The sequence below is a fragment of the Thermodesulfobacteriota bacterium genome (assembly GCA_030583865.1).
In the GTDB taxonomy this organism is placed as follows: Bacteria; Desulfobacterota; GWC2-55-46; order GWC2-55-46; family GWC2-55-46; genus UBA5799.
Genome location: CP129479.1, coordinates 2,103,703 through 2,119,454, shown reverse-complemented (window position 1 = coordinate 2,119,454; position 15,752 = coordinate 2,103,703). Strand labels below are relative to the sequence as shown.

The window sequence follows — 15,752 nt, the reverse complement described above, 5'->3', positions numbered from 1 at the left end:
ATGTTGGCGGGATTCAGCCCTTGAGCATGGAAAGGAGCTTCGAGATCGTCTCCTTCATGAGCTTCCTTTCGACTATCATGTCGATAATGCCGTGCTCGAGGAGATACTCGGACCTCTGGAAGCCTTCAGGGAGCTTCTGCCTAATTGTTTCGGCTATGACCCTGGGGCCCGCGAAGCCGATGAGAGCCCTGGGCTCGGCGATTATCACGTCGCCGAGCATGGCGAAGCTCGCCGAGACGCCGCCCATCGTTGGGTCGGTGAGGACCGATATGTAGGGGAGCCCTGATTCGCGGAGCTTCGCGAGCGCAGCCGAGGTCTTGGCCATCTGCATGAGCGAAAGTATCGACTCCTGCATCCTGGCCCCTCCGGACGACGAGAATATGACCACGCCGGAGCGGCTTTCGACCGCCCTCTCCACCGCGCGGGCGATCTTCTCGCCCACTACCGACCCCATCGAGCCGCCCATGTACGAGAACTCGAAGACAGCGGCGGTAGCCCGCTCGCCGCCTATGAGGCCCTCGCCGGAGACCATCGCGTCCTTGAGCCCGGTCTCCCTCTGCGCCGACTTGAGTCTGTCCTTGTACTTCTTTACGTCCCTGAACTCCAGGGCGTCCACCGGCTCCATTGCCTGGTCGAACTCGCGGAATGTCCCCTCGTCGAAGGTTATCTCTATCCTGGCCTTTGCGGAGATGCGGAAGTGGTAGTCGCACTTGGGGCAGACGTCGAGGTTGCGCTCTACCTCTTTCTTGTAGATTATCTCGCCGCAGTGGTCGCATTTCACCCAAAGCCCGAAAGGGACCTTGACGCTTTTGCTCTCTTCCCCGTTCGTGAAGAGGTCTTTCTTGAACCAGATCATATTTCCTCCGGTCTTGAAGGCAACCTCTGAAAATTGGTCTTTTCCCCGGACTCTTTGCGGTTACAAGAATAAAAATGCACGCTTGTTATCATGTATGCTCCGCTTTTGATTACGGCCTTCCTTGATTGCGGGAAAGATCTCAAAACGAGGTTGCCTCTATGCCGTTATTTAAGGCCTGCTTATGCCTTTTTTAAGCCCCGAGACAAAAGCCCCAAGCTCGCCCATGCGCTTTTTCGAGCCCTTCATGCCCGCGATTATGTTTACGATCGCGCTCCCGACTACAGCCGCGTCCGCGCTTTTGCAGACCTCGCGCGCCTGCTTTGGCGTCGAGATGCCGAAGCCCACTCCTATCGGAAGCTTCGTGAATTTCCTTAAGCGCCTCACATAAGCGGGGATGTCAGCAGAGACGCTCTTCCGAGCGCCGGTGACCCCCGTGACGCTTACGAAGTATATGAACCCCGACGCCTTCGAGGCCACAAGCCGCATCCTCCTCTCGTCGCTCGTGGGCGTAAGGAGGAATATGAGGTCCACGGAGTTCCTGTCGAGCTCAGCTTTGAGCTCGTCGGCCTCCTCTGCGGGGAGGTCCACTATGAGGACCCCGTCTGCCCCGGCGGCGCGGATTTCCTTCGCGAACCTCTTAAGGCCGTAGCTGAAGACCGGATTATAGTAGCCGAAGAGGACGATCGGTATTTCGCTTCCTTTCCTTATCTCGCGGACGAGTCCCAGCACTTCATCGATATGGACATCCTTCTTGAGAGCGCGCTCCGACGAGGCCTGTATCGTCGGGCCGTCCGCCATTGGGTCGGAGAAGGGGATGCCGAGCTCTATGAGGTCTGCCCCGGCACTCTCAAGCTCCCGGACGATTTTTTTCGAGGTCGCGAGGTCAGGGTCGCCGGCTGTGACGAATGTGATCAGCGCCTTTCTCCCGTCCGCCCTGAGCCTCTCGAATAGTGATTCTATCCTGTTTTTTCCCTTTACGGCCATCTCGACCCCTCTTGGTGTATGCATGGGCATATCATATCTCGAAATTGAAGGCCTTCGATACGGTATTCAGGTCCTTATCGCCCCTCCCCGAGAGGCAGACTATTATCTTCGAGCCCTTCTTCATCTCCCTTGCCGCCTTCATGGCATACGCGACCGCATGGGAGCTTTCGAGCGCGGGTATGATGCCCTCTGAGAGCGTAAGCGCCTTGAAGCCTTCGAGCGCCTCTTTATCGGTGATGGTAGTATACCCGACCCTGCCCGTATCGTTGAGGTACGCGTGCTCCGGGCCTACGCCGGGGTAGTCGAGACCTGCCGATATGGAGTGGGTGTCTATTATCTGGCCGTAATTGTCCTGCAGGAGATAGGTCTTGTTGCCGTGGAGCACGCCGACCCTTCCGCCGTTTATCGATGCCGCGTGCCTGCCGGTCCTCAAGCCCTCGCCCCCGGCCTCGACCCCCGCCATCCTGACTTTCCTGTCTTCGAGGAATGCGTGGAAAAGGCCTATGGCGTTGCTGCCGCCGCCCACGCAGGCAACAAGCAGCTCGGGAAGCCCGCCGGTCATCTCCCGCATCTGCTTTCTCGCCTCAACGCCTATTATCGACTGGAAGTCCCTGACGAGCATGGGGTAGGGGTGCGGCCCCGCGACAGTCCCTATTATGTAAAAGGTATTGTAGACGTTCGTTACCCAGTCACGGAGCGCCTCGTTCATGGCGTCTTTAAGCGTCCTGCTGCCCGAGGTCACGGGGGTCACCTTCGCGCCCAGGAGCTTCATCCTGAAGACGTTGGGGAGCTGCCTTTTTATGTCGTCCTCTCCCATGTATATCTCGCATTCGAGGCCGAACATCGCCGCGACCGTGGCGGTCGCCACCCCGTGCTGGCCCGCGCCGGTTTCCGCAATGACGCGTTTCTTCCCCATTCTCTTCGCGAGGAGTATCTGGCCGATGGTGTTGTTTATCTTGTGCGCGCCGGTGTGGCAGAGGTCCTCCCTTTTAAGGAATATGTCGGCGCCGCCGGCCTTCTTCGTGAGCCTCTCCGCGTAGTATAACGGGGTCGGCCTTCCGACGTACTCGCCGAGGTAGTAGGCGAATTCCTTCTTGAACTCCGGGTCTTTCTTCCACTTTAGATAGGCCTCTTCGAGCTCCACCACGGCGGGCATAAGGGTCTCGGAGATGTATCTTCCGCCGTAGATGCCGAAGTGGCCGAGCCTGTCCGGTACCCTGCCGGGTCGTGAACCATTTTGCGCCGAAGCCCTGCTGCCCTTGCCTGTTTTTCTCATCCTCTTACCCGCTCCATGAATTCCTTAAGCTTTGCGTGGTCCTTCCTGCCCGGCCTGTCCTTCATCTCCACGCCGGAGCAGGCGTCCACCGCGTATGGCCTGACCTTCTCCACGGCCTCTTTCACGTTTTCCGGGTTCAGGCCGCCTGAGAGTACGATGCGCCCGAGCGCCTTTGCCTCCACTGCTATGTCCCAGTCGAAGGTCTCGCCTGTGCCGCCGTGGACCCCCTCCTTGAAGGTGTCGAGGAGGTAGGCCGAGACGCTGTAGGGCCTGAGCCTGTTTATGTCGGCCATGTCCCTGACCCTTATGGCCTTTATTACCTTTATGCCGAGCCGTTCGCAGTACTCCGGCGTCTCGTTGCCGTGTAGCTGCGCCGTGCATATTCCCGTCTCGGCAACGGTCGCGGCAGCCCTTGAAAGCTCCTCGTCCACGAAGACGCCGACAGGGGTCACGAAAGGCGGCAGCTCCCTTATTATGAGCCCTGCCGTCCTCGGGCTTATGTGCCTCGGGCTCTTCTTGTAGAAGATGAAGCCAAGCGAATCGGCCCCGAGCTCGGCGGCCTTGAGCGCGTCCTCAAGGTTTGTGATTCCACATATCTTTACCCGTATACTCTTTGACACCTCTAAGTTCCCTCAGCTTCCTTCTGAAGTTCTCCTCCCTCATGAGCGCCTCTCCGATGAGGAAGGCCTCGACCCCGCATTCCCTGAGCCTCAGTATGTCATCGTGCGTGTTTATGCCGCTCTCGCTTACGAGGACCCTGTCCTTCGGCACGTAAGGGGCGAGCCTCTCAGTCGTCTCAAGGTCGGTCTTGAAGGTCTTCAAGTCCCTGTTGTTTACGCCTATTATCCTGGCGCCCGAGTCCAAAGCCGTCTCAAGTTCCTTTTCGTCGTGCACCTCTACAAGGGCGGACATGCCGAGCGAGCAGGTAAGGCCGAGGAGCCTCTTAAGCTCGTCCTTCGGGAGCGCCGCGACGATGAGGAGGAGCGCGTCGGCCCCGGATACCCTCGATTCATAGACCTGGTATTCGTCTATGATGAAGTCCTTCCGGAGTAGCGGAAGCCTTATGTTGCCTCTCAAGGCCGTGAGGTATTCTAGCTTACCCATGAAGAACTTCTCGTCGGTTATGACCGAGATGGCCGCTGCGCCGCCTTCTATGTATCCGCGCGCTATCTCGGCAGGCACGAAGTATTCCCGTATCATCCCCTTGGAAGGGGAGCCCCTCTTTATCTCGGCTATTATCCGTATGCGGTCCGCGCCGCCCCTGTAGGCGACGGCCCTCTCGAAGTCCTTGGGCCTGGGCACCTTGGTGAGCTTGTCCATTATGCCGTCAATGGGGAACTCGGCCTTGGCCTTCTCTATCTCCAGTCTTTTGTTTTGAAGTATGTCGTCGAGTATCATCTGTTGGATATTTCCTTTAGCTTTTCGAGCTTCTCGAGGGCCTTGCCCGAATCTATGGCGCCCCTTGCGGCGGCAACGCCCTCTCTAAAGCCAGGTACGGAGCCTGCCGCGGTTATCGCGGCGGCCGCGTTCAGTATTACGATGTCCCTTGCAGGGCCTTTTCCTCCCCGGAGGACGTTGAGTATGATATCGGCGTTCTCGTCAGGCCCGCCGCCCTTAAGGTCCCCGGGCGCGCACCTCTCGAAGCCCAGGTCCTCGGGCTTGAGGTGATAGGTATGGATGGAGCCGTCCTTAAGCTCCGTTATCTTCGTCTCGGCGGCAAGCGTTATCTCGTCCAGGCCGTCCTCGCCCCGGACGATGAAGGCGCGGATTGAGCCCAGGTTAAAGAGCACCTTTGCGAGCGTGTCCGTGAGCGCCGGGTCGTAGACCCCTATTACCTGCCTCTTGGAGCCAGCCGGGTTCGTGAGCGGGCCGAGGATGTTGAATACGCTCCTTATGCCTATCTCCCTCCTTACCGGGGCCGCGTATTTCATGGCGCCGTGGAGCATGGGCGCGAAGAGGAAGCCTATTCCGGCCTCGCGTATGCACTCCTCGACCCTCGCGCACTCGGCCTCTATGTTTACGCCGAGGGCGCGGAGCACGTCAGCGCTCCCGCACCTGGACGATACGGAGCGGTTCCCGTGCTTGGCTATGGTTACGCCCGCAGCGGAGGCTACGAGCGCGGCGGCGGTCGAGATGTTGAAGGTCATGGACTCGTCCCCGCCCGTGCCGCAGGTATCGACGGCGCCCTCGGGCGCGTCTATCCTCGTGGCCTTCTCGCGCATGACCCTGGCGGCGCCGGTTATCTCGTCGACGGTCTCGCCCTTCATCCTGAGCGCGGTGAGGAACGCCCCTATCTGGGCAGGGCTCGCCGCGCCGGTCATGACCTCGTTCATGACCCCGGACATCTCGGACTCGCTCAGGTCCGTTCCTTTTATGACCTTCCCAAGGGCTTCCTTAATCATTGCTTCTCGCCTCCCGGGCCCGGTACGTCCTGAGGAAGTTCCTCAAAATATCCTTCCCGGCCTTCGTGAGTATCGATTCCGGGTGGAACTGGACGCCCTCTATCGGAAGCTCTTTGTGCCGGAGGCCCATTATCTCGTCCATCTCGGTCCAGGCGCTTATCTCGAGGCATTCGGGCAGGCTTTCCTTCCTTACGATGAGCGAATGGTAGCGGTTTGCCTCGAACGGGTTCGGGATGCCCTCGAATACGGTCTTCCCGTCGTGGTATATCATCGAGGTCTTGCCGTGCATGAGGCGCGGTGCCTTTACGATCTCCCCGCCGAAGGCGTAGCCAATAGCCTGGTGGCCGAGGCATACCCCGAGTATGGGTATCTTCCCTGCAAAAACCTTTATGGCCTCGACCGAAATGCCGGCCCTGGGCGGGTCGCACGGCCCCGGAGAGACGACTATCGCGCCGGGCGCGAGCTTCTCGATGTCCGAGACCTTTATGGCGTCGTTCCTTCTTACCAGGACGTCCTCGCCGAGCTCCATGAAATACTGGACAAGGTTGAAGGTGAAGGAATCGTAGTTGTCTATCATGAGTATCATATTCAGAAAAGCCCTTCCATTGCCATCTCGACGGCCTTGAGCATGCCTTTTGCCTTGTTCTCGGTCTCCTCGAACTCCTTTTCGGGGACCGAGTCGGCTACCACGCCAGCCCCGGCCTGCATGTGTATGCGGCCCCCTGATATGACGAGCGTCCGTATGGCTATGCACATGTCCATGTTTCCTGAGAAGCCGAAGTACCCTACGCAGCCGCCGTAGACCTCCCTCTTCGAGGGCTCGAGCTCCTCAATTATCTCCATTGCCCGCACCTTGGGCGCGCCGGTGAGGGTGCCCGCGGGGAAGCAGGCCTTTAATGCGTCGAACGGGCCCATGCCTTTTACGAGCTCGCCCTTTACGTTGGAGACGATGTGCATGACATGCGAGTACCTCTCGATCGCCATCAGCTCGTCCACCTCGACAGTCCCGGCCCGTGCGACCCTGCCCACGTCGTTTCTCCCGAGGTCCACGAGCATGATGTGCTCCGAGAGTTCCTTGGGGTCTGAAAGGAGGTCCTTTTCGAGCGATGTGTCCTCGCCCTCGTCCCTGCCGCGTTTCCGCGTGCCTGCTATGGGCTTTACGTTCACGCTCCCGCCGTCGACCCTGACGAGTATCTCCGGAGAGGACCCGACGAGGGTGGCTTCCCCGAGCCTCAGGAAGAACATGTAGGGGGAGGGGTTTATGACCCTCAACGCCCGGTATATCTCGAACGGGTCGCAGGCGAGCGGCGCGGAGAACCTCTGCGATATGACAGCCTGGAATATGTCGCCCTCGACGATGTACTCCTTTATGCGCTCTACCGCCCGGAGGAACTCCTCCCTCTTGAAGTTCGAGACGGTCTCAAGCCTGCGCCCCTCGTTCAATATCGCGTCGGTTTCTCTTATGACGGAAGTCCCAGGCGCCGGCCCCCTCATCTTCCGGACCAGCGCGTCAATTTTCTCAACGCAGTCTTTGTAGGCCTTGTCAGGGTCGTCTCCCTCGTTCATGTATGCGTTCGAGACTATCTTTATCCTGTGCTCGACGTTGTCGAAGACGAGGAAGGTATCGGTGAATATGAGGTATATGTCGTCGAGGCCGAGCTCCTTGGGGGTTGAATCCGGGAGGACCTCTATATGGCGGACTATGTCGTAGCCCATGTAGCCGATCGCGCCGCCCGAAAACCTGGGCGCGCCCTCGACCTCAGCCGGGTCGTACGCGGACATCATCTCCCGTATGATGTCTAGCGGGTTGCCTTCAAGTATTTTTGTTCTTCCGTTCTCGATTACTTCAAGCTTTCTCCCCGAGCCCCGTACGACTTTCCTGGGTGAGTTGCCGAGGATGCTGTACCTGCCCCATTTCTCGCCGCCCTCGACGCTTTCGAGGAGGAACGCGTCGCCGCCTCCGTCTATCTTCATGAAGGCGGAGACAGGCGTGTCGGTGTCCGCGAGGATCTCCCTCACGACGGGCACAATATTGCGCGTTTTGGCTAATTCCTTGAATACTTCGGGGGAAGGGCAGTGGATGGGCCTTCTCATAAGCAACCTACAATATCACAGTATATGTAGCATAGTCAATTATGGCAACCTCTGGCAGGCTGCTGAAAAAGTCCATCTGCTTCGAAGGCTACGTCGCTGGCTACGAAGGCGTACACGATAAAGTACGCCTCATTCCTCGCACCCCTATTCCAACGGGGCCTCGCATCTGGAGCTTTTTGAGCAGCCTGAATAAAAATAGAGTTTTTCAGCAAGCTACTGAAAACTCGATCTTTTCCCCGGATTCTGTGTAGTTACGGGAATAAAAATGCTCACATATTGCCATATATGCTCCGCTTTTTATTCCCGGCCTTCCGGGAAAAGCGGGAAAAATCTCTAATTTTTAGAGGTTGCCTCGTTTTTCACCCGGCTTCGAAACCGCCGGTGACAGCCGTAAGAATACCATATTGCAGGGTTTTTTGCTCTTTTTTTGTTGATAGAACCAAATGCTTGTATCAGATGTGCTGCCGACAGCTCCCATGAAAGCGACCAGGCGCAATTGCCCGTCCGGCGAGGACCTTTTTTGGGCCTTGACAGCTCTCCGGGCTTTTTCGTACAATCGCGCAATCCGGCATTGAAGGGAGTTGCAGGACTGGGGGATGAGAAGAGTTCTTTACCTGGGGACCGCGCTGGCGGCATTGCTTGTAATTTCGGGCTGCGGGCAGTCGATAAAGAAGGAGAACGAGAACCTCAAGGCCCGCATCTCGGAACTCGACGGGGAAAAGGGCGCGCTCCAGGCCGAGGTCGCCTATCTCCAGAAGGAGCTCGGGGACACGAAGTCGAGGGTCACGGCCCTTACAGCCGAGCTTGACGCGAGGAGGATGGAAATAGAGGTGCTGAGGTCAAGGCCTGCGCCTAAAAAGGCCAGGAGATAACGCCCTTCAGCCTGGCCATTCCAGCTAAAGTAACACCGTCATCGTCCGATATGATGGAACGCAGCCTGACGGCGGGCATGCGCCCGGGACCGGCCCGGGATAACCTCATGACGGGGACAGTCCCATTTCGATAGAATTCCGCGCCCTGAAATCTTATAATACCTTCAAACGTGCAAGCCGTTTTTCCTTGCGGAGAACGACCTTTCATCCATTTCGCCGTACCGCGTTTTTGCTGACCTTTCTTCCGGCTTGCGCCGAGACATTCCAGGGGTAATGCGATGTTCCGGCAGGGCTTGAAATCCAAGATACTGACCCTTACCATCGGGCTCACCCTCATCGGCTTCGGGGCGCTCATCTATCTCGTCATAAACGAGGAGGAGAAGAGCCTCTTGAGAGAGCGCTTCAACGCGAGCGAACTCATGGCCCAGCCCATACTCCACACGATTTACAAGGACATGCTCGACGAGCGCGCGGACATGCCGCGCTTCCTCATAGAGGGCCTGAAGACCATCAAGGGCGTTGAGCGGGTCCAGCTCATAAGGTCTAACGGCGTAGAGGAGGCCTTCCAGGATTTCAAGACCCTCGAGGCGGTCAAGGCCGAATTCGGGGAGATAAAGCCCGAGTGGCTCGTCGACCACCCCAATAAGCTAAATAACATCGCCAAGGGCATAAACAACCCCGATTTCAAGGAGGTCCTCCAGGCCTTCAACGAGGGGCAGAAAGAGGCGGCCTGGTACATCGAGAGCGAGGGGGACAGAAGCCTTTTCACTTATCTCCGGCCAATAGAGTACAGGCCCAAATGCTCCTCATGCCACGAGCACGAGGAGGCGGCGAGGGGTGTACTCATGATAACCACCTCGCTTGACGAGATGTACGGCATCCTCGACGGGGCGAGGAACAAGTGGATATTCTACGGCCTGCTGACCATGAGCGCCATAGCCGTGACGCTCAGTTTCCTCGTGACCGGCGTCATCACACGCCCCATCGACCGGGCGGTCGTCATGCTCAAGGCGATAGCCGAGGGCAAGGGCGACCTTACGAAGAGGCTCGAGATAAGCTCGAACGACGAGATAGGTCTTTTGGGCAGGTGGTTCAATAAGTTCGTCGAGGGCATGCAGGTAATGGTCAGCGACATCTTCGGCATCTCCAGGGAGGTCTCGGCAGCTTCCCGGCAGATCGGGGCGTCCTCGGAAAAGATAATAGACGCTGCGAAAAAACAGCTCCAGGCCGCCGAGGACACGTCCGCCTCCATACAGGAGATGGACGCGTCGATAAAGACGGTCGCGGAGGAGGCCGAGGCGCTCCGTAGCTCCTCTAGCGAGGTCTCGGAGTCGGTCCGCACCATGTCAGGCTCGGTCGAGGACGTTAAGGTCAACATAGAGAAGCTCTTCATCTCCGGCTCGTCGACCACGTCGTCGATAAACGAGATAGCGGTCTCCATAAACCAGGTGGCCTCCCACGTTGACGAGCTCTTCAAGAACACGGAGGACGTCGTCTCCTCCATCATCGACATAGGAGAGAACGTCAAGGAGGTCGAGGCCTATTCGAGGAGCCAGGCCGAGCTCGCGGAACGTGTCAGGGTGGACGCCGAGGACCTCGGCATGGCGTCGGTCGTGAAGACGAGGGAGGGGATAGAGAAGGTGAGCGAGGAGGTGGCCTCCACGGCCCTCGTCGTTAACCGCCTCGGCGAGAGGTCGAAGGAGATAGGGAAGATACTTACCGTCATAAACGACATAGCGGACACGACCCACCTCCTTGCGTTGAACGCCACGATACTGGCGGCCCAGGCCGGAGAGCACGGCAAGGGGTTCGCTGTCGTCGCCCGCCAGGTTAAGGAGCTTGCCACCAAGACTACCTCTTCCACCAAGGAGATAGCGGGCCTCATAACGCAGGTCCAGAGCGAGGTCTCGGTGGCGGTCGAGTCCATGAGGAGGAGCTCGGAGAAGGTCGAGGACGGGGTGCTCCTTTCGAGGAACGCGCAGGAGGCGCTCATAAAGATACTCGATTCGTCCCGGAGGTCCTTCGAGATGGCCAAGCTCATCGAGAAGGCCACCATAGAGCAGACCAGGGGCACGGGCCAGATCGCGAGCGCCGTGCAGGTGATGAGCCACATGGTCGGCGACATAAAGAACGCGGCGGGAGAGCAGTCCCACGCGGCAAAGGAGATCCTGAAGGACACGGCCCAGATGCGCGAGTTCATGGAGAAGGTCAAGTCCTCGACTATGGAGCAGGCCAGGGAGACGAGGAGGGTCGCGGAGGCGATATTCAGGGTGCTGGAGAAGATATCGAAGGTTGCCGACGCCACCTCCGAGCAGATGGTCTTCTCGAAAAGGATAGTGAACGCGGTAGATACAATCAAGAAGACCGCTGAGGACAACGCGACCCTGGCGGCAAGGCTCGAGAGGACCGTCGAGGAGATGAACAGGGAGGCTGACGCGTTGAAGAGCACGGTTGCGAACTTCAAGGCGTAGCGGAAAGGTCGTTTTTATGCGTGCCAGGGTCATCCTTTTGGCGCTGTTGCTTTCCGGCGCCGTGCTTGCCGCCCCGTCGGAGGCCGCGGACGTTGACTGGCGCGGGGTCAAGCCCGCCAAGATCGCCCTCTTCTACCCGGGTGTCGTCTCCTGGGAATTCCTCGTGAGCGAGGACCACAGGCTGGGCGCAAGGATGATAAAGTCCGGCAGGAAGGACTGCAGGAACTGCCATCTCGCAAAGGACGGGACGCTCGACATAAAGGCCGACGAGATAGCCTCGGGCTCGCTCAAGATGAAGAGGTCTTTGAAGCCCTTCGAGCCTGAGCCGGGCGCCGGCAGGAAGGGCTTCATCTCGGCGGAGGTCCAGGCCGCGTACGACGGCGAGCACCTTTACCTAAGGTTCAGGTGGAGCTCAGCCGGCGCCGGATGGGACAAGTCGGCAAAAACCCCTGACAGGATATCAGTGCAGGCGAATAAGTCGGACCCGTTATTCAGGGCGAGCGGCTGCTTCATAACATGCCATAACGACCTTTCAACCATGCCGCACGCCCCTTCCAAAAAGGAGATAGGCGAGCATCCGGCCTACAGGGGCAAGGACGAGGTGAGCCTGTATTCCGTCCACGCGAAATCGTCCTGGGACAAAAGGAAAGCCGATGCGGAGGACAGCAAGGCCGCCGGGCTCATAGACCTGAAATCGGTAGAGCTGGGGAAGGGGCTCGCCAGGGCCGCCGACGGATGGGTCTATGATGAAAAGGCATGGGAAGAGAGGCCTGCTTTCGAAGGCTCGGGATACTGGTCGGAGGGCGCGTACACGGCGGTTTTCAAGAAGCCTATGGGCCGGGCAGGCAAATATGACATGGCAGTCTCCGAAGGCGATGTCTTTACCATCGCCATCGCAATCCACGAGGACGGGACAAGGGAGAGGAGGCATTACGTCTCCCTGCCGGTCTCGATAGGAATCGGCTCGGGCGGCGATATACAGGCAATAAGGCTCAAGGACTGAAGAAAAGGCCCGGACGCAAATCACATACTTCCCGGCCTTGCATCAGGTAATCTGTTAGACTCAGAGGCATATGGGCGATAGAGAGGACATAGAGATACTGGACGGGAAGATCATCCGGCTCAAGGTCGAGTACGAGCAGTACTTTGCCAGGGTATTGAAGCGCGAGCCGTCAAAGCTCAGGAACGACATCGAAAAAACGATACTCTCCCTGAACGGCAGGACCATAAACAATACCTCGACAAAGTTCAAGCTCAATTCGATCGTCGCCAGGTACAATTCATACAGGCAGCACTGGGACAGGGTGCTCCGCGCAATAGAGGAGGGGACTTACGTCAGGAAGGCCGAGGGCGCGCCGGGGCAGGTGGCTGCCGAGGCGGGACGGCCTGCCCCGTCCAGTCAGCCTGTGCAGGCGCAAAAGGCCGGCGCAAAAGGCCCCGCGCCGTCGGACGGCGGCTTCGAGGACATCTACAAGAGGTACATAGAGGCGAGAAAGGAGTGCCGCGAGCCGGTGGAGGGCATAACCGTCGAGAGCCTCAAAAAGACTATAGAGCAGTACAAGAAGAAGGTGGAGGAGCAGTACAAGACGAGCAACGTGGACGTCAGGGTCTATGTGAAGGACGGGAAGGCGAAGCTTACGATCGTGCCGAAGAAGTAGGCGGGAAAAGCAGTGTCTTCCCTGTCATAAGTAGTTGTTGCTTCCAACAAAAAAGGCGGGCTCTTGGCCCGCCTTCCTTTTTAATCCTGTATTTCCGTATCCTAAGCCCTGCCCTTTTCCTTTACCCTGAGCCTGGCTTGCGCGTACTCGAGCCTGTCCTGGGCCTGCGCATAGGCCGCGTCATCCTGGCTCAGGGAGCCGAGGACCGCGGAAGCCTCTTGGGCTTCCTTCCTGGCGGCCTCAACGTCGATCTCGGATTCCCTTGCAGCAGTGTCGACCAGTATGGTGGTCTTCCCGGGCAGCACCTCCGCGTAGCCCCTCCCCACGGCGAGCACGCCTGATTCAGCGCCTTTCTTGAAGGCCACCTCGCCGGGCTTCAATACCGTGAGGAACGGGGTATGCCCCGCGAGCACCCCGAACTCGCCTTCCTGTCCGGGGGCGGTCGTTTCCTCGACCTCCATTGAGAGGAGCTTCCTCTGGGGTGTTACTATTTCGAGCAAAAAGGTTGTAGTATTTTCCGCCATTGTCCTGCCCTTGGGTTAGACGCTCGCCCGTATCTTCTCGGCCTTCTCCAGCGCCTCTTCTATGGTGCCGACCATGTAGAAGGCCTGCTCCGGGATGTCGTCAAGCTCGCCGTTGGCTATCATGTTGAAGCCCTTGATGGTGTCCTTCACGCTTACGTACTTGCCGGGCGTTCCGGTGAACTGCTCGGCCACGAAGAAAGGCTGCGAGAGGAACCTCTGTATCTTCCTCGCGCGGGCGACCACGAGCTTGTCCTCTTCCGAGAGCTCGTCCATGCCGAGGATGGCGATGATGTCCTGTAGGTCCTTGTACTTCTGGAGTATCGCCTGCACCCGCCTTGCGGTGGAGTAATGCTCGTCGCCGACTATCTGCGGGTCGAGGATCCTCGAGGTGGAGTCCAGCGGGTCCACGGCAGGATAGATGCCGAGCTCGGCTATCTGCCTCGAAAGAACGGTGGTTGCGTCAAGGTGCGCGAAAGTCGTCGCAGGGGCCGGGTCGGTCAGGTCGTCCGCCGGCACGTATATGGCCTGCACCGAGGTGATGGAGCCGTTGAGCGTCGAGGTGATCCTCTCCTGGAGGCCGCCCACGTCGGTGCCGAGCGTCGGCTGGTATCCGACGGCCGAGGGTATGCGGCCCAGGAGCGCGGAGACTTCCGAGTTGGCCTGCACGAACCTGAATATGTTGTCTATGAAGAGGAGGACGTCCTGGTTCTCCTCGTCCCTGAAGTACTCGGCCATCGTGAGCGCCGTGAGAGCGACCCTTGCCCTCGCTCCAGGGGGCTCGTTCATCTGCCCGTAGACGAGGGCGGTCTTCCCGAGAACGCCAGACTCCTTCATCTCCTCCCAGAGGTCGTTTCCTTCCCTTGTCCTCTCGCCGACTCCGCCGAAGACCGAGAACCCGCCGTGCTGCATGGCGACGTTGTTGATGAGCTCCATGATGAGCACGGTCTTCCCAACGCCCGCGCCGCCGAAGAGGCCGATCTTGCCGCCCTTAAGGTAGGGGGTGAGGAGGTCGACGACCTTGATGCCGGTCTCGAAGACCTCCATCTTGGTCGACTGCTGCTCGAAGGTCGGGGCAGGGCGGTGTATGCCGTACTTCTTCTCGCTCGCTATGGGGCCGAGCTCGTCGACCGGCTCGCCGATGACGTTTATTATGCGCCCGAGGACGGGCTTGCCGACCGGGACGGTTATGGCGGCGCCGGTGTCCCAGGCCTCGGTGCCCCTTACGAGGCCTTCGCTCGCGTCCATGGCTATGCACCTTACCGTGTTTTCACCGAGGTGCTGGGCGACTTCGGTAACGAGGTTCCATTCATCATTGCTGATGCTCTTGTTGGTGACCCTCACGGCGTTATTTATGGCCGGGAGCCTGCCGGGCGGGAACTCGATGTCGAGCACCGGGCCGATGACCTGCGTGATCCTGCCGATATTCCTTTCCTTCCCGACACCCTCGGCTGTCAGGCCGGCTGCTGTTCTCTGGACTTCGGACATTTGAGGAAGACCTCCCTTGCGGAATCTTTTGAGGCAATCTCTAAAAATCGATCTTTGCCCCGGACTCTGTGTCAGTCCGGGAATAAAAATGCTCACATATTATCATAATATGTTCCGCTTTTTATTCCCGGCCTTTCTTGATTGCGGGAAAAATCTCAAATTTTTAGAGGTTACCTTGGTTGCTTGAAAGTTTTGGAACGGCCTTTCGGCCCTTTCCCCTGTTGCCCGTTTCCGGGGTTGAAATCAGTGACCCGACGCGCGGGTTACTTAAGCGCCTCCGCGCCTCCGATTATCTCCATGAGCTCCTTGGTGATGGCGGCCTGGCGGAGCCTGTTATACACGAGCGTAAGGCCGCTTATCATCTGGCCCGCGTTCTTCGAGGCCGAGTCCATTGCCGTCATCCTCGCCCCGTGCTCGCTGGCCGAGGTTTCCAGAAGGGCCCTGAAGGCCTGCACCTCAACATACTTCGGAAGGAGGCTCGCAAGCACCGCCTCTTCGCCGGGCTCGTAGATATACTCGCCCTTGCCCTCGCCTTCCTTATTTTCCTCGTCCTCGGGGGCCGAGACGGGCAGAAGCTTTATCGTAAGCGGCTTCTGGGTGAGGGCGGATTTGAATTCGCTGAATATCATGTGGACCTCGTCGGTCTCGCCCTTCAAATACGAGCCCACGAGGTCGTTGGCTATCTCCACGGCGGTGCCGTAAGCCGGCCTGCCGCTCCCGACAGGGCGTGCGTTGAGGACCTTGATGCTGCGCCTCTTGAAGTACTCGCCGCCGCGCTTGCCGACGAGATAAAGGCTTGCGCCGGACGAGCCGCGCTCGCGGAGGAACCTTTCCGCGGTCCGGAGGAGCTGCGAGTTGAAGCTTCCGCAAAGTCCCCTGTCCGAGGTGAAGAGCGCAAGGGTGACGTTCTTTACGTCCCTTTTTTCAAGAAGGGGATGGCTGTCGGGCGAGGCCTTGGATGCGAGCGAGCCTATGAGCTCGAGCATCTTCTCGGCATAGGGCCGGGCCGCGACTATCTCGTCCTGGGCCTTCTTGAGCTTCGCGGCGGAGACCATCTTCATGGCCTTGGTTATCTGCCGCGTGTTCTTGACCGACTTTATCCGTCTTTTTATGTCCTTGAGGCTGGGCAT

Annotated in this window: 15 protein-coding genes; 4 read left to right on the top strand and 11 right to left on the bottom strand. The window is 58.8% G+C overall.

Going from position 1 to position 15,752, the window contains the following annotated elements; all coding sequences use genetic code 11:
* Positions 1–13: 13 nt before the first annotated feature.
* From accD to trpE, 8 genes are all read right to left on the bottom strand, one after another.
* Positions 14–856 (bottom strand): acetyl-CoA carboxylase, carboxyltransferase subunit beta, encoded by an 843-nt coding sequence (accD, locus tag QY316_10100; protein ID WKZ32254.1) that lies wholly within the window; start codon positions 854–856, stop codon positions 14–16.
* Between the two features lie 168 nt (positions 857–1,024).
* Positions 1,025–1,840 (bottom strand): tryptophan synthase subunit alpha, encoded by an 816-nt coding sequence (trpA, locus tag QY316_10095; GenBank protein WKZ34114.1) that lies wholly within the window; start codon positions 1,838–1,840, stop codon positions 1,025–1,027.
* Between the two features lie 31 nt (positions 1,841–1,871).
* Positions 1,872–3,116 carry a tryptophan synthase subunit beta gene (trpB, locus tag QY316_10090; protein WKZ32253.1) on the bottom strand — a complete coding sequence of 415 codons (1,245 nt, stop codon included), beginning with the start codon at positions 3,114–3,116 and terminating at the stop codon, positions 1,872–1,874.
* On the bottom strand, positions 3,113–3,736 hold the full coding sequence (locus tag QY316_10085; GenBank protein ID WKZ32252.1) for a phosphoribosylanthranilate isomerase: 624 nt from the start codon (positions 3,734–3,736) through the stop codon (positions 3,113–3,115). Before QY316_10085 ends, trpB begins: the two co-directional genes overlap by 4 nt.
* A complete protein-coding gene (trpC, locus tag QY316_10080; protein WKZ32251.1) occupies positions 3,690–4,514 on the bottom strand; it encodes an indole-3-glycerol phosphate synthase TrpC in 825 nt (274 codons plus the stop codon). Before trpC ends, QY316_10085 begins: the two co-directional genes overlap by 47 nt.
* The gene (gene trpD / locus QY316_10075) at positions 4,511–5,518 is read right to left on the bottom strand and encodes an anthranilate phosphoribosyltransferase (protein WKZ32250.1); all 1,008 of its coding nucleotides are present in this window, start codon (positions 5,516–5,518) and stop codon (positions 4,511–4,513) included. Before trpD ends, trpC begins: the two co-directional genes overlap by 4 nt.
* The gene (gene pabA, locus QY316_10070) at positions 5,511–6,104 is read right to left on the bottom strand and encodes an aminodeoxychorismate/anthranilate synthase component II (GenBank protein WKZ32249.1); all 594 of its coding nucleotides are present in this window, start codon (positions 6,102–6,104) and stop codon (positions 5,511–5,513) included. The genes trpD and pabA overlap by 8 nt, the downstream gene beginning before the upstream one ends.
* 2 nt (positions 6,105–6,106) lie before the next feature.
* On the bottom strand, positions 6,107–7,612 hold the full coding sequence (gene trpE / locus QY316_10065) for an anthranilate synthase component I (GenBank protein ID WKZ32248.1): 1,506 nt from the start codon (positions 7,610–7,612) through the stop codon (positions 6,107–6,109).
* Positions 7,613–8,208: 596 nt separating this feature from the next.
* Here trpE and QY316_10060 point away from each other — a divergent pair.
* The 4 genes from QY316_10060 (at position 8,209) to QY316_10045 (ending at position 12,613) form a co-directional block, all read left to right on the top strand.
* A complete protein-coding gene (locus QY316_10060; GenBank protein WKZ32247.1) occupies positions 8,209–8,484 on the top strand; it encodes a hypothetical protein in 276 nt (91 codons plus the stop codon).
* 278 nt (positions 8,485–8,762) lie between these two features.
* Positions 8,763–10,955, top strand: coding sequence for a methyl-accepting chemotaxis protein (locus QY316_10055; protein ID WKZ32246.1), 2,193 nt, complete (start codon positions 8,763–8,765; stop codon positions 10,953–10,955).
* Positions 10,956–10,971: 16 nt separating this feature from the next.
* Positions 10,972–11,958 carry an ethylbenzene dehydrogenase-related protein gene (locus QY316_10050; protein WKZ32245.1) on the top strand — a complete coding sequence of 329 codons (987 nt, stop codon included), beginning with the start codon at positions 10,972–10,974 and terminating at the stop codon, positions 11,956–11,958.
* 70 nt (positions 11,959–12,028) lie between these two features.
* A complete protein-coding gene (locus QY316_10045; GenBank protein WKZ32244.1) occupies positions 12,029–12,613 on the top strand; it encodes an MXAN_5187 C-terminal domain-containing protein in 585 nt (194 codons plus the stop codon).
* Positions 12,614–12,714: 101 nt separating this feature from the next.
* On the opposite strand, the gene QY316_10040 is transcribed toward QY316_10045, so the two are convergent.
* The 3 genes from QY316_10040 to atpG form a co-directional block, all read right to left on the bottom strand.
* Positions 12,715–13,113: a F0F1 ATP synthase subunit epsilon gene (locus tag QY316_10040; protein ID WKZ32243.1), complete on the bottom strand. Its 399-nt coding sequence runs from the start codon at positions 13,111–13,113 to the stop codon at positions 12,715–12,717.
* Between the two features lie 39 nt (positions 13,114–13,152).
* Positions 13,153–14,622, bottom strand: coding sequence for a F0F1 ATP synthase subunit beta (gene atpD, locus QY316_10035; GenBank protein WKZ32242.1), 1,470 nt, complete (start codon positions 14,620–14,622; stop codon positions 13,153–13,155).
* 263 nt (positions 14,623–14,885) lie between these two features.
* Positions 14,886–15,752, bottom strand: coding sequence for an ATP synthase F1 subunit gamma (gene atpG / locus QY316_10030; GenBank protein ID WKZ32241.1), 867 nt, complete (start codon positions 15,750–15,752; stop codon positions 14,886–14,888).